Source organism: Catellatospora bangladeshensis, from assembly GCF_016862575.1.
GTDB classification, from domain to species: Bacteria; Actinomycetota; Actinomycetes; order Mycobacteriales; family Micromonosporaceae; genus Catellatospora; species Catellatospora bangladeshensis.
This window is the reverse complement of record NZ_BONF01000016.1, coordinates 122899-135724: the sequence shown is the minus strand read 5'-3', so window position 1 is coordinate 135724 and position 12826 is coordinate 122899. Positions and strand designations below refer to the sequence as shown.

General features: G+C 73.9%; 15 protein-coding genes. 11 read left to right on the top strand and 4 right to left on the bottom strand.

The genetic code is table 11. The annotated features are described in order from the left end of the window. Positions 1-4: 4 nt before the first annotated feature. Together Cba03nite_RS15580 and Cba03nite_RS15575 are read right to left on the bottom strand one after the other, a co-directional pair. Entirely contained in the window at positions 5-1093 is a 1089-nt protein-coding gene (locus tag Cba03nite_RS15580; RefSeq protein WP_203746387.1) for a hypothetical protein, read from the bottom strand. Positions 1094-1189: 96 nt separating this feature from the next. Then, the gene (locus Cba03nite_RS15575) at positions 1190-1636 is read right to left on the bottom strand and encodes an HIT family protein (protein WP_203746385.1); all 447 of its coding nucleotides are present in this window, start codon (positions 1634-1636) and stop codon (positions 1190-1192) included. Positions 1637-1692: 56 nt separating this feature from the next. On the opposite strand from Cba03nite_RS15575, the gene Cba03nite_RS15570 reads away from it, so the two are divergent. Further along, positions 1693-2343 carry an HAD family hydrolase gene (locus Cba03nite_RS15570; RefSeq protein ID WP_239125767.1) on the top strand — a complete coding sequence of 217 codons (651 nt, stop codon included), beginning with the start codon at positions 1693-1695 and terminating at the stop codon, positions 2341-2343. Between the two features lie 4 nt (positions 2344-2347). Here the strand turns inward: Cba03nite_RS15570 and Cba03nite_RS15565 are convergent, their stop codons facing one another. Continuing rightward, positions 2348-3241 (bottom strand): LLM class F420-dependent oxidoreductase, encoded by an 894-nt coding sequence (locus Cba03nite_RS15565; RefSeq protein ID WP_203746382.1) that lies wholly within the window; start codon positions 3239-3241, stop codon positions 2348-2350. 127 nt (positions 3242-3368) lie between these two features. Between Cba03nite_RS15565 and Cba03nite_RS15560 the strand changes: the two genes are divergently transcribed. From Cba03nite_RS15560 to Cba03nite_RS15550, 3 genes are all read left to right on the top strand, one after another. Beyond that, positions 3369-4106, top strand: a complete 738-nt coding sequence (locus Cba03nite_RS15560) for an ATP-binding cassette domain-containing protein (RefSeq protein WP_203746381.1) — start codon at positions 3369-3371, stop codon at positions 4104-4106. After that, positions 4103-4792 carry a hypothetical protein gene (locus tag Cba03nite_RS15555; RefSeq protein ID WP_203746380.1) on the top strand — a complete coding sequence of 230 codons (690 nt, stop codon included), beginning with the start codon at positions 4103-4105 and terminating at the stop codon, positions 4790-4792. The genes Cba03nite_RS15560 and Cba03nite_RS15555 overlap by 4 nt, the downstream gene beginning before the upstream one ends. Before the next feature lie 189 nt (positions 4793-4981). Further along, on the top strand, positions 4982-5731 hold the full coding sequence (locus Cba03nite_RS15550) for an alpha/beta fold hydrolase (RefSeq protein ID WP_239125782.1): 750 nt from the start codon (positions 4982-4984) through the stop codon (positions 5729-5731). Here the strand turns inward: Cba03nite_RS15550 and Cba03nite_RS15545 are convergent. Beyond that, entirely contained in the window at positions 5619-6881 is a 1263-nt protein-coding gene (locus tag Cba03nite_RS15545) for a benzoate/H(+) symporter BenE family transporter (protein WP_239125766.1), read from the bottom strand. The genes Cba03nite_RS15550 and Cba03nite_RS15545 overlap by 113 nt on opposite strands. Before the next feature lie 71 nt (positions 6882-6952). Between Cba03nite_RS15545 and Cba03nite_RS15540 the strand changes: the two genes are divergently transcribed. From Cba03nite_RS15540 to Cba03nite_RS15510, 7 genes are all read left to right on the top strand, one after another. Then, the gene (locus Cba03nite_RS15540) at positions 6953-7525 is read left to right on the top strand and encodes a helix-turn-helix domain-containing protein (protein WP_203746378.1); all 573 of its coding nucleotides are present in this window, start codon (positions 6953-6955) and stop codon (positions 7523-7525) included. Between the two features lie 128 nt (positions 7526-7653). Further along, positions 7654-7959, top strand: a complete 306-nt coding sequence (locus Cba03nite_RS15535; RefSeq protein WP_203746377.1) for a hypothetical protein — start codon at positions 7654-7656, stop codon at positions 7957-7959. A 34-nt stretch (positions 7960-7993) separates the two neighbouring features. Beyond that, the gene (locus Cba03nite_RS15530) at positions 7994-8584 is read left to right on the top strand and encodes a TetR-like C-terminal domain-containing protein (protein WP_239125765.1); all 591 of its coding nucleotides are present in this window, start codon (positions 7994-7996) and stop codon (positions 8582-8584) included. Then, positions 8581-9648, top strand: coding sequence for a serine hydrolase domain-containing protein (locus tag Cba03nite_RS15525; protein WP_239125764.1), 1068 nt, complete (start codon positions 8581-8583; stop codon positions 9646-9648). The genes Cba03nite_RS15530 and Cba03nite_RS15525 overlap by 4 nt, the downstream gene beginning before the upstream one ends. 245 nt (positions 9649-9893) lie before the next feature. Further along, entirely contained in the window at positions 9894-11027 is a 1134-nt protein-coding gene (locus tag Cba03nite_RS15520) for a cytochrome P450 (RefSeq protein ID WP_308442755.1), read from the top strand. Continuing rightward, the gene (locus tag Cba03nite_RS15515) at positions 11024-11248 is read left to right on the top strand and encodes a ferredoxin (RefSeq protein ID WP_203746372.1); all 225 of its coding nucleotides are present in this window, start codon (positions 11024-11026) and stop codon (positions 11246-11248) included. Before Cba03nite_RS15520 ends, Cba03nite_RS15515 begins: the two co-directional genes overlap by 4 nt. A 122-nt stretch (positions 11249-11370) precedes the next feature. Continuing rightward, entirely contained in the window at positions 11371-12822 is a 1452-nt protein-coding gene (locus Cba03nite_RS15510; protein ID WP_203746370.1) for an SDR family NAD(P)-dependent oxidoreductase, read from the top strand. The last annotated feature ends 4 nt before the right edge of the window (positions 12823-12826 follow it).

Here is a 12826-nt window from a genome sequence, read left to right as displayed (position 1 = left end):
CCGGTCAGCCCAGCGGGGCGTCGACCTGGGCGGGGTCCAGGGTCGGGGGTGGTGACGCGGGGGCCGGGTCGACGGCCCGCAGGAGTTTCGTCGGCGGCGGCACGGGCTCGTGTACGGGCGGCGGCGGCAGCGCCGTCGGCGGCTCCAGCCCAGGGTTCGCCGGTGGTGCGGCCGACGCCGAGGCGCTCGGCGACGGGCCCGCCGATCCCGACGGCCACGGAGACGGCGAGCCTGACGGCCACGGCTCACCCGTGGGCGCGACCGCCGCCGAAGGGCCTGCCACCGGTGCGGGACCTGCCACGTCGGACTTCGGCGACGGTGCGGCCGAACCGGACGGTGTGGCTGACGGGCCGGCTTCGCTCGCCGATGCCGACGGACCCGCTGACGGCAGCGAGCCGGGCGAGGCCGACGGCACGGTCGAGGCGACCGGGGCCACCGGGGCGGCTGCCACCGGCGGGCTGGTGGACGGGCTCGCGCTCTGGCTTGGCGAGCTGCTCGGCGAGGCCGACGGGGTCGGGGAGGCCGAGGGCTTGGGTGCGGCGGAGGGCTTCGCCGAAGGCGACGGGGCGAGGTCGTTGTCGTCATCGTCGCCGCTGGAGCAGCCGCCGCAGCTGTAGTACAGGATGTCCCAGTGGTTGCCCTCGTCGGTGTAGATGTTCCCGGAGGGCGCCTTGTACTGGTAACCCCAGCCGCGGATGTAGCCGACGTACTTGAAGTAGCGCTTGATGTACTTCCCGATGCAGGTGTACTTGCTGATGTCGATCTTCCAGCCGTTCCAGTGCGTGTACGTGCCGGAGCCGTGGCCGGTCTCGGTTCCGCCCGTGATCCGCAGGTCGCACTTGCTGGCCTTGCGCAGCGTGAGGATGCCGTCGACGGTGCTGCGGCGGATGCGCTCGAACGAGGTGCAGCTCGGCTTGTTGCGGTTGGAGCAGTTGCCGCTGGACCAGATGGAGATGCCGGCGTCGCGGAAGACGTCGACGGCCGAGCGGTGGCTGAGGTACGCGGCGGCCTGGGCGCCGGGGCCGGGCCAGCCGAGGATCAGGACGGTGGCGGTGGTCAGCAGTAACAGACCACGTCGCACGGTGCGGCGCATGGCGACTCCGCTGGTAGGGGACGTGAACGGGTTGCCATGACGGTATCCGGATTCCCCACAAACCGGACAAGGTTTCGCAGAATCTCCGAAATCTCCTCAGCCGAGCAGCCGGGCGACAGCCGCCGCGGCGGCCTCGTGCGCGTCCGCTGACACGAGTGCGGCGCCGGGCCGCAGCAGCCCCGGACCGCCCGCCAGCGCGCCGCCGGGGTGGTGCGGGGCGAGGTTGAAGTGCAGGTGGGGCACCCGGTCGCCGAAGACGTACACGTAGACCTTGTCCGCGCCGGTCGCCTCGCGCAGCGCGGCCGTGGCCCGCGCCAGGACCGGACCGAGCGTCGCCGCCTCCGGCCCGTCCAGCTCGGTGACGTACGGGATGTGCCGCCGCGGCTCCAGGTGCGCGAACCCGGCCACCGGCCCCTGCAGCAGCACCGACAACCGCCAGTGCGCGTCGGCCCACACCCGCCGCCGCTGGAAGTACGCGTCCGCCTCAGCCACCCGGCACAGCAGACACTCCCCGTCCACCACCGAATCCCCCGTCACCACCATCCGGCCATTCTGCGCCCGCCCCCCATGGCGTGCCGCTCGCATGGCAGCCTGTACGGGTGATCAAAGCGGTGGTGTTCGACTGCGACGGCGTGCTGGTGGACTCCGAACGGATCAACAACACGCTCTTCGCGGAGCTGGTCACCCGGGCCGGGCTGCCGACCACGCTGGAGCAGAGCATCGCCCGCTACATGGGCCGGTCCACCGTCGAGTCCCTCGCCGACGTCGAGCGTGAGCTGGGCCGCCCCGTCGGCTTCGATCTGCCCGCCGAGTACGAGCGGCTCGCGCTGGCCCGCCAGCGCGAAGAGCTGGCCGCGGTCGACGGCGTACGCGAGCTGCTCGGCCTGCTGCGCGACGCGGCCGTGCCGGTGTGCGTGGCGTCCAGCGGCACCCCGCACGAGATCGCGTTCCGGCTCGACCGCACCGGCCTGGCCGGATACTTCGGCCCGCACGTGTACAGCGCGTACATGGTGGCGCGGGGCAAGCCGGAGCCGGACCTGTTCCTGCTGGCGGCGGAGCGGATCGGCGTCCACCCGGCGGACTGCGTGCTGGTGGAGGACAGCCCGTACGGCGTGCGCGGCGGGAAGGCCGCCGGGATGACCGTGATCGGCCACGCCGCCCTGGCCTCCGCCGACACCCTGCGCGCCGCGGGCGCCGACCACATCGTCACCGCGATGACGCAGGTCCCGCCCCTGCTCGGCCTGGGCTGACCGGTCAGAGGGCGTGGACCGGGGCGGTGACGTGCTCGCCGACGCCGCGCAGGAAGGCCACCGGCTCGGCCAGGCCGGGCATCAGGTGCACGGCGGTCACGCCCAGCGCCGCATACGCGGCGAGCCGCTCGGCCAGCTCCGCGCCGCCCGCCGCGTCGGGGGTGATGGCGTCGCTCCAGGTCACCGTCTTGCGGATGCGGCCGTAGTCGGTGCCCTCGCGCTCGCAGTGCGCGGCGAGGATGTCCAGCTTCGCCTTGACCTGCTCCGGCGCGGAGTGCGGCCCGGCGAACAGGTTGCACGCGTCGGCGTACTTCGCCACCAGGCGCAGCGTCTTCTTCTCGCCCCCGCCGCCGATCATGATCGGCGGGTGCGGGCGGGTCAGCGGCTGCGGTGAGTTGACCGTCTCGGCGAGGCGGTAGTGCCGCCCCTCGAACGGCCCGTCGTCGTCGCTCCACATCTGGCGCACGATGCGCAGCGTCTCCTCCAGCCGCTCGAAGCGCTCCGCCACCGGCGGGAACGGGACGCCGTACGCGGCGTGCTCGCGCTCGTACCAGGCGGCGCCGAGGCCGAGCACGGCGCGCCCGCCGGACAGCACGTCCACCGTGGACACGATCTTCGCGAGCAGGCCGGGGTGCCGGTAGGTGGCCCCGGTGACCAGCAGCTGCAGCCGCACGCTGGTGGTGTGCGCGGCGAGGAAGCCCAGCGTGGTGTACCCCTCCAGCATCGGCGCGTCCGGCTCGCCCAGCCCGGCGCCCTCCATCTGGAGGTAGTGGTCCATCACCGACAGGTTGTCGATCCCGGCCTCCTCGGCGGCCCGCCCCGCCGCGGCCAGCGTCGGCGCGATCGCCGCGACGCCACCCGGATAGGTGAAGTTGACCAGGTGCACACCGATTTCCATACCCTGCTCCGGGATCGCCGACCGACTTGCGCGGACGGTCGATTTTATGCCGCCGTGAGGGTTCCCGTCGGCCGTAGCCGGGATCAGCCCGCAGACGCCGGGCCGACTCCGGTGGCACAATCGCCCGGTGCATCTCGACGACGTGTGGCTGCGCTACCGCCGCGGCGGTAGCTGGGTGCTGCGGCAGGTGACGGCCGAGCTGTCCGCCGGGGAGATCGCGGTCGTGCTCGGCCGCAACGGCGCCGGCAAGTCCACGCTGCTCCAGCTCATCGCGGGGGTGCTGCGCCCGTCGCGGGGCCGGGTGGCCGGGCGTCCCGCCGCCGTCGGCTGGGTGCCCGAACGGTTCCCCGCCGACCAGCCGCACACCGTCTCGGCGTACCTGCACGCCATGGCCGCGGTCCGCGGCCTGCGCGCAGCCGCCGCCGGACGGGCCGTGGACGGCTGGATCGAGCGCCTCGGCCTCGGCGGGTTCCGCGACGTGAAGCTACCGGAGCTGTCCAAGGGCACCGCGCAGAAGGTCGGCCTGGCCCAGGCCCTGCTCGTGTCGCCGGGGCTGCTGATCCTCGACGAGCCGTGGGAGGGCCTGGACGCCGCCACCCGCGAGCTGGTGCCCGCGATCGTGCTGGAGGTCGCCGCGGCCGGTGGGCGCGTCCTGGTCAGCGACCACCGCGGCGAGACGGTGCGGCTGCCCGGCGCGGCCCGGTGGACCGTCGCGGACGGCGGGCTGGCCGTCGCGCCCGCCGAGGCGGACCAGCACTGCGTGGTGGAGGTCGCGGTCAGCGCCGCCGACCTCCCCGGCGCGGTGGCGCGCCTGCGCGAGCAGGGCCACCGGGTGCTTCGGGTACGCGAGGAGGTCGGCTCGTGATCGCACTGACCGGGATGCGCCTGCGCGCCTTCGTTCGCACCGGCCGGTCCGTGGCACCCCTGATCGCCGCCCTGGCCGTGCTGTCCGTCCTGTACGGCGGGGGCCGGGCCGAGGCCGGTGAGGCGTACGGCGCCTCCGCTCTGATCCTGTTCCCGGTGCTCGCCTGGCAGACGAAGATCCTGCTGGACGTGGAGCCGGACGTGCAGCGCCGCCTGGCCCGCGTCGCCGCCGGCTCGGCGGGCCGCGAGATCACGGCCGGGCTGCTCGCCGCCGCCGTCGCCGGGCTGGGCACCATCGCGATCGCGCTGGCCCTGCCGTGGCTGGTGCAGGGCGTCAAGCCCGACCCGGGCGGTCTCGGGGGCGACGTGGCCGCGGTCGCCCTCGGGTTCGGCGTGCACCTGCTGGCCCTGCTCCCGGCGGTGGCGCTGGGCGGGCTGGCCTGCCGCGCGGTCACCCGCAGCGCGGGCAACGGTGTCGCGGTGCTGGTCACCGGCGCGGTGCTGGCGATCGTGCTCGGGCTGCAGGGCTCGCCCGTCCCGTGGCTCGTGCCGCCGCTGATGGCCACCGCCCGCTTCACCGCCTCCGGCAGCGGCGCGGCCACCGCCCTCTGGCTGACCGTCCACGCCTTCCTGTGGTCGGGGGCGGCGCTCGCCGTCTACTCCCGCCTGCGCCGCACCCGCGCCTGACCACTGCGCACGGTCGGGCCTGCCCGCACGGCCCCGGCAGCGCGGCGGAGGTTCGGTCACGCGCCGGGTCCGGCTGGCAGAATGACCCGGGTGGCGCGCTTTCGATCATGGGACGGGACCGAGCTGGCCTACCGGGTGACCGGGGACGGACCGCCGCTGGTGTGCGTGCCGGGCGGGCCCGGCCAGGCCGTGGCGTACCTCGGCGACCTGGGCGGCCTGTCCGCCACCCGCACGCTGGTCCTGCTGGACAACCGGGGCACCGGAGACTCGGCGATCCCCGCCGACCCGGCGACGTACCGGGTCGACCGGATCGCCGACGACGTCGAGGCGCTGCGTGCCCACCTCGGCCTGGACACCATGGACCTGCTCGGCCACTCCGCCAGTGGCGGGACGTGCATGCTGTACGCCGCCGCCCACCCCGCCCGCCTGCGCCGCCTGGTCCTGGTCGCCCCGTCGCTGCGGGTGCTCGGCCTGCAGTCCGACGTGGACCTGGCGCACGTGCTCGCCGAACGTTCGCACGAGCCGTGGATCGACGAGGCCGCCGCCGCGCTCACCGCCGAGGCCGCCGACGAGCAGGACCTCGAACGGCTGCGCATGCTCGCGGCCCCGCTGCTGTACGGCACGTGGAACGACGCCGCCCGCGCCCAGGCCGCCGCCGAGCCCGCGCAGTTCGCCCGCGCCGCCACCGACGGCTTCTACGCGGACTTCACCCCGGACCCGGCGCTGCCCGAGCGGCTGGCCGCGCTCGCCGTGCCGACCCTGCTGGTGGCCGGCGAGCACGACGTCTGGCCCACCCGGCACGCGATGCGGCAGCTCGCCGCGCTGCTCACCGCGTCGCGGCTGACGGTGCAACCGGGCGCGGGTCACTTTCCGTGGGTGGACGATCCTCGGGCGTTCGCGGCGTCGGTGGAGGCGTTCCTCGCCGCAGCGCCAGCATGAGGCCGCCCGCGAGCAGACCCCAGAACGCGGCGCCCACGCCCAGCAGCACCACCCCGGACGCCGTCACCGCGAAGGTGACCACAGCGGCCTCCCGCCCGCGCTCCTCGGCCACGGCCGAGGCCAGCGCCGAACCCAGCGCACCGAGCAGCGCCAGGCCCGCCACCGCCTCGACCAGCACCGGCGGCGAGCCGAGCACGAACGCGGTCGCGGCGCCCGCGCCCAGCCCCAGCGCGATCATGCCGATGCCCGCGGTCACCGACGCGATCCAGCGGCGGCGCGGGTCGGGATGCGCGTCCGGCCCGGCGGCCAGCGCGGCGGTGATCGCGGCGAGGTTCACCGCGTGCGAGCCGAACGGCGCGGCGACGGTGGTGGCCACGCCGGTGCCGAGCAGGATGCCGCGCAGCGGCGGGGTGTAGCCGTACCCCTGCAGCACCGCCATGCCGGGCACGTTCTGCGAGGCCATGGTGACCAGGAACAGCGGCAGCGCCAGGCTGACCAGCGCCTGCCAGGTGAACACGGGCGCGGTCAGGGTCAGTTCAGGCGCGGCGGCCGCTCCGCGCAGCGCCTCCGGTGCGTCCAGCACGATCACCACCACGGCCGTGACCAGCGCGGCGGGCACGGCCCAGGAGCGGGCGAAGCGGCTCAGCACCGCCCACACCAGCACCACCGGGATCGCCAGCAGCGGCACGTCCACCAGCGCCCGGACCGGGGCCAGGCACAGGTTCAGCAGTACGCCCGCCAGCATCGCCGCCGCGATCGGGCGCGGGATGGCCGCGATCGCCCGGCCCAGCGCCGGGAACAGCCCCGCCGCGATGATCAGCGCCCCGGTGACCAGGAACGCGCCGACCGCCGCGGCGAACCCGCCGTCGACGGCGCCCGTCGCGGCCAGCAGTGCCGCGCCGGGGGTCGACCAGGCGATGCTGATCGGGATGCGGTGCCGCAGCCCGAGCACGAGCGTGGTGGCGCCGGACGCGACGCATACCGCGAGCAGGCCGGAGGCGGCCTGGCGCTCGTCGGCGCCCACCGCCCGCAGCCCGGCCAGCACGACGGCGAACGTGCTCGCGAACCCGACCACGGCCGTCACCACGCCGGCCAGCACCGGCTGCACCACCCTGCCCACGGCCCGGTCCTCCTCCAGCTCTGCGTCCACGGCCGGACGGCCCGCTGCGCCTCGCCATCGTTCCGCAAACGGAACGGTCGCCCGTGGTGCACGATAGCCGGGTGAGTTCACGTGCGGCAAGCGCTCGCCCGGCCCTGGAGCCCGGCGCGGAAGGGGTCGGCGTACGGCTGCGCAGGCTGCGTGAGCAGGCCGGCATCTCGCTGTCCGAGCTGGCGCGGCGGGCGAACGTGGGCAAGGCCACGCTGTCCGGCCTGGAGAACGGCACCCGCAACCCGACCCTGGAGACGCTGTGGTCGGTCACCGCGGCGCTCGGCGTGCCGATCACGGCGCTGCTCGCCGGCGGGCAGACGGGGGTGGTGCGCGGCACCGCGGTCGAGGCGACGCTGCTGCAGGTGTTCGACGACGGGCCGGTGACGTACGAGCTGTACCGCATGGTCGTGCCGCCCGGCCCGGCGCAGGCCTCCCCCGCCCACCACACCGGCGTGACCGAGCACGTGACCGTCTTCAGCGGCGTGCTCCAGGCAGGCCCGGCCGACGCTCCGCTGCTGGCCGGTCCCGGCGAGCACATCTCCTGGACCTCGGACGTGCCGCACCGCTACGCCGCCGTCGGTGACGAGCCGGTCCATGCGAGCCTGCTCATCCGCTACCCGCGGGCGGCGAGTCCGCAGCCCTGACCAGGTACGCGAGGCGGTCCGCATTGGAGTGCGGCCGCCCGCCGATCCGTGGCCGGGCAAAGGTTTCCGACAGTTCGGCACCTTTCCCGGGCGTACGCCGTTAAGCGGGGTGACGGCAGGAGAACGCTATGTCACGGCCGCAACCACGACCCCGATCCGGCACCGACGTACGGCACCTATCCCGCGGCACCACCTATGTCGGGCGCACGGCGATCCAGAGCCGCGCCCTGGCCATGGTGACCGAGGGCAGAACCCGCTGGAGCGAGCACCACATGCAGGTCCACGGCGTGTGCGACCGCTGTGGGCACACCTATCCGTGCGAGGACGCGCTGCAGGCGGCCTGGCAGATCGTGTACTGGGAGCCCTACCTGCCCGAGCCGGGGCTGGTGCGGCCGTACGTCGTCGCGGAGTGGGACCCGGGCGACCTTCCCTAGGAATCCTAGGCAGAAACCTAGTAGTATTAGGTTCATGATGGCCAGGGCGGGACTGAACGCGGAGCGGGTGACGCTGGCGGCTGCGGACCTGGCGGACGCCGTGGGGCTGGAGCAGGTCACCGTCTCGGCGGTGGCGCGCGGGTTCGGCGTGAAGGACGCCAGCCTCTACTCCCACGTGCGCAGCCTGCAGGACCTGCGCACCCGGATCGCGCTGCTGGCCGCGGGCGAGCTGACCGACCGCATCGCCGCGGCGGTCGCCGGGCGGTCCGGCCGGGACGCCCTGGCCGCCTTCGCGGGGGCCTACCGGGCGTACGCGCTGGCCCACCCCGGCCGCTACGCGGCCACCCAGCAGCGGCTGGACCCGGCCGCGGTGGCGGACGCGCCCGCCTTCCTGCGCAACATCCAGCTCTGTTATGCCCTGCTGCACGGCTACGGGCTGGCCGAGCCGGACGCGACCGACGCGGTTCGCCTGCTCCGCAGCACCTTCCACGGCTGGGCGGCGCTGCAGGCCGCGGGCGGCTTCGCGCACTCGCGCGACGTGGACGAATCATGGCGGTGCGCGATCGACGCCCTGCACCTGACCCTGACCCACTGGCCGCGCACGGCCGGAGCGGACACCCCGTGAGCGACCTGCAGGACCGGATCCAGAAGGAGCTCGACGACCTGGTCGCCTCCGGGCGCGAGACCGCCGCCCAGTTCGCGGCGTACCTGCACGGCGAGCCGATCGTGGACGCGTACGCGGGGCCGGTCACCTCGGGCACCCCGTTCTTCAGCTTCTCCACCGGCAAGGGGCTGACCTCGACCGCCGTGCACGTGCTGGCCGAGCAGGGCGTGCTGTCCCACGACCTGCGGCTGGCCGAGGTGTGGCCGGAGTTCGCCCGGCACGGCAAGGACGGCATCACGCTGCGGCACGTGCTGACCCACTCCGCCGGGCTGCCCGCGCTGCCGCCCGAGCTGACCCGGGCCGAGCTGTGCGATCCGGGCCGGATGGCCGGGATCCTGGCCGACAGCGCGCCGGTGTGGGAGCCGGGCACGCGGCACGGTTACCACGTCTGGACGTACGGCTGGCTGGTCGGCGAGACGGTGCGGCGGGTCACCGGGCGGACCCTGTCGCAGGTGGTGGCCGACGAGGTGGCCGGGCCGCTCGGGGTGCCGGGCGAGCTGCTGCTGGCCGTACCAGAGGATGCTCTTGGAGGTCTGGCGCCGGTGCGGGACGGCAACTGGTCGGCGGCGCTGGACGGTCTCGCCGCGATGCTGCCGAACTTCGCGCGGGCCGTGCCCGCCGGGGCCCGGCCGGATGCGGACCTGGCCGCCGACCCGGCGTTCCTGCGGGCGGAGGTGCCCGCGGTGGGCACGGTCAGCGCGCGGGCCGCCGCCCGGATGTACGCGGCGCTGCTCGGCGAGGTGGACGGGGTGCGCCTGATCTCGCCGGAGCGGCTGGCCGAGGTGTCCGCGGTCGCCTCGACCGGTCCGGACTGGACGTTCCTGATGGACGTCACCCGCACCCTGGGCTACGGCGTGGAGGCCGACGGGCGGATGTTCGGCGCGGGCGGCATCGGTGGCAGCCTCGCCGGCGCCGCCCCGGCCCTCGGCCTCGCCCTCGCCGCCACCAAGAGCACCCTCGCCGTCGACGACGGCGACCCCATGGAACGCCTGCGCTCGCTGGTCCTGGACGAACTCACCCGTTGATCATGAAGTTAGGGCAGTGACACGCCGTCGAACACGCCCATAAGTTCATGATCGACGAGGTTCGGAGCGTGCCGGATATGCGGACATTTCCTAGAATGGGCATCGACTTGGGGACGGGTTCACACTAGCATCCATGTAGTTGAATTCGTGCGCATTCGAGGGGGCGAATGATGGTGGCCGGTCAGGACGTGGTGCAGGCGCGGGCCTATCCGTTCGGGGATCCGGATCGGCTGAATCTGGATCCGATGTATGCGGAGCTGCGGCGGGACGAGCCGCTGACCAGGGTGCGGCTGCCGTTCGGCGAGGAGGCTTGGCTGGCCACGCGGTATGACGATGTGCGGATGGTGCTGGGGGACGCGCGGTTCAGCCGGGCCGCGAGCGTCGGGCGTGACGAGCCGCGCACGCACCCGCACCAGAACGACTCCGGGATGCTCGCCATGGATCCGCCCGAGCACACCCGGCTGCGCAAGCTGATCGCGAAGGCGTTCACGGCCCGCCGGGTCGAGCTGCTGCGCCCGCGCACCCAGGAGATCGCCAACGGCCTGCTCGACGACATGGAGCGGCACGGCTCCCCCGCCGACCTGGTCGAGCACTTCGCCGACGTGCTGCCCGTCGCGGTCATCTGCGAGCTGCTCGGCGTGCCGTTCGCCGACCGGGCGAAGTTCCAGACCTGGTCCGAGGCGATCATCTCGACCACGTCGCTGACGCCGCAGCAGATCATGGAGTACCTCGGGAATCTGCACGGCTACATCGCGGGCCTGATCGCCCAGCGCCGCGTCCAGGAGACCGACGACCTGCTCAGCGCCATGGTCAAGGCCCGGGACGAGGACGAGGACCGGCTCACCGAGCAGGAGCTGGTGCAGCTGTCCGCGGGTCTGCTCGCGGCCGGGCACGAGACCACCGTCACCCAGCTGCCCAACTTCATGTACGTGCTGCTCACCAACCCCGACCGGCTCGCCGAGCTGCGTGACGACCCGGCGCTCATCCCCGCCGCCGTCGACGAGCTGATGCGCTACATCCCGCTCGGCACCGCCGCCGCGTTCGCCCGCTACGCCACCGAGGACATCGAGGTGGGCGGGGTGCTGGTGCGGGCCGGGGAGCCGGTGCTCGGCGCGCTCGCCTCCGCCAACCGCGACGAGCGCGTCTTCAGCGACCCGGACGAGCTGGACTTCCACCGCGAGAGCAACCCGCACCTGGGCTTCGGCCACGGCCCGCACCACTGCGTCGGCGCCCAGCTCGCCCGGATGGAGCTGCAGGTCGCGCTGCACGCGCTGATCACCCGCTTCCCGAAGCTGCACCTGGCGGTCGCCGAGCAGGAGCTGCCGTGGAAGCGCGGCATGCTGGTACGCGGTCTCAAGAAGCTGCCGGTGGCCTGGTGAGCGGCCAGTGGCGGGTCGCCGTCGACCGGGATCGCTGCATCGGGTCCGGCCTGTGCGCCGGCACCGCGCCCGAGCACTTCCAGCTCGTCGACAAGAAGTCCACCCCGCTGCGTGAGCTGGTCGAGCCCGACGAGGCGGTCAGCGACGCCGCCGACTGCTGCCCCGTCGAGGCCATCCTCGTCACCGACGCCGCCACCGGCGACACCGTCGCGCCGGTCTGAGCCCGGTGGGTGAGATGGGCGACAGTCGGCGGGGTGCGGACGCGGCTGATTCGGTCATCGTGCTTCCGGCTGCGTACAGTTTCCGGGCGAGGTTGGCAGGCGAGCACGGAACGGGCACCGGGATGACGATCAGCGAGCACGAGGGCACGGGCATCGACCCCGCGCGCCTGGAGGACTGCCTGAACGTGCTGGCGGAGATCGACAAGCTGCCCACGGAGCACCCGGACGCGATAGCGGTGCGCCGGGCCGTCGGGCGCATGTTCAAGCACGTCAAGCAGCAGCGCCGCCGCGACAAGCGGGCCGAGGTGCTGGCCGCCGACGACGCGGTGACCGCGGCGACGGCGACGGCCGCGCCGGGCCGCATCGACGACGAGACGGCGGGCGCGTTCGGGCTGACCTCGCCCACCAAGGGCGACATCGCGGGGCACCTGCGCCAGGCGCGCGCCTGCTACATCTGCAAGGTCCGCTACACCCAGGTCGACGCGTTCTACCACCAGCTGTGCCCCGAGTGCGCGGAGCTGAACCACGCCCGCCGCGACGCCCGCGCCGACCTGACCGGCCGCCGGGCGCTGCTCACCGGCGGCCGCGCCAAGATCGGCATGTACATCGCGCTGCGCCTGCTGCGCGACGGCGCGCACACCACGATCACCACCCGCTTCCCCAGCGACGCGGTACGCCGGTTCAAGGCGCAGCCGGACAGCCACGAATGGCTGGACCGGCTGACGGTCGTCGGCATCGACCTGCGCGACCCGGCGCAGGTGGTGGCGCTGGCCGACTCCGTCGCCGGGCAGGGCCCGCTGGACATCCTGATCAACAACGCGGCGCAGACGGTGCGCCGGTCGCCGCAGGCGTACGCGCAGCTCGTGGCGGCCGAATCGGCGCCGCTGCCGGACGGGCCGCTGCCCGAGCTGGTCAGCTTCGGCCACTACAGCGGGTCGAGCCCGGCCGCCGCGGCGATCCAGGCCATGCCGCACCAGCAGCTCAGCCCGGAGCTGGTCACCTCGCTCGCGCTGAGCACCGGCGGGGCGAGCCTGGCCCGCATCGCCGACGGCACCGCGATCGACGCGGGCGGCCTGGTGCCCGACCTCGACGCCTCCAACAGCTGGGTGCAGGTGGTGCAGGAGGTCGACCCGATCGAGCTGCTGGAAGTGCAGCTGTGCAACGTCACCGCCCCGTTCGTGCTGGTCAGCCGCCTGCGGGCGGCCATGGCCAAGTCACCGGCGCGGCGCAAGTACGTGGTGAACGTGTCGGCGATGGAGGGGCAGTTCAGCCGCCGGTACAAGGGGCCGGGCCACCCGCACACGAACATGGCCAAGGCCGCGCTGAACATGCTGACCCGCACCAGTGCCGGGGAGATGCTCACCGACGGCATCCTGATGACGGCCGTGGACACCGGCTGGATCACCGACGAGCGCCCGCACCCCACCAAGATCCGCCTGGCGGACGCGGGCTTCCACGCCCCGCTCGACCTGGTCGACGGCGCCGCGCGGGTGTACGACCCGATCGTGCGCGGTGAGCTGGGCGAGGACCTCTACGGCTGCTTCCTCAAGGATTACAAGCCGTCGCCCTGGTGAGCCG

What these genes read in the sequence shown, in the direction of transcription:
- Cba03nite_RS15580 (WP_203746387.1), bottom strand. Translation starts at nt 1,093, where the DNA reads ATGCGCCGCACCGTGCGACGTGGTCTGTTACTGCTGACCACCGCCACC.
- Cba03nite_RS15575 (WP_203746385.1), bottom strand. Translation starts at nt 1,636, where the DNA reads ATGGTGGTGACGGGGGATTCGGTGGTGGACGGGGAGTGTCTGCTGTGC.
- Cba03nite_RS15565 (WP_203746382.1), bottom strand. Translation starts at nt 3,241, where the DNA reads ATGGAAATCGGTGTGCACCTGGTCAACTTCACCTATCCGGGTGGCGTC.
- Cba03nite_RS15535 (WP_203746377.1), top strand. Translation starts at nt 7,654, where the DNA reads ATGTCACGGCCGCAACCACGACCCCGATCCGGCACCGACGTACGGCAC.
- Cba03nite_RS15530 (WP_239125765.1), top strand. Translation starts at nt 7,994, where the DNA reads ATGATGGCCAGGGCGGGACTGAACGCGGAGCGGGTGACGCTGGCGGCT.
- Cba03nite_RS15520 (WP_308442755.1), top strand. Translation starts at nt 9,894, where the DNA reads ATGTATGCGGAGCTGCGGCGGGACGAGCCGCTGACCAGGGTGCGGCTG.
- Cba03nite_RS15510 (WP_203746370.1), top strand. Translation starts at nt 11,371, where the DNA reads ATGACGATCAGCGAGCACGAGGGCACGGGCATCGACCCCGCGCGCCTG.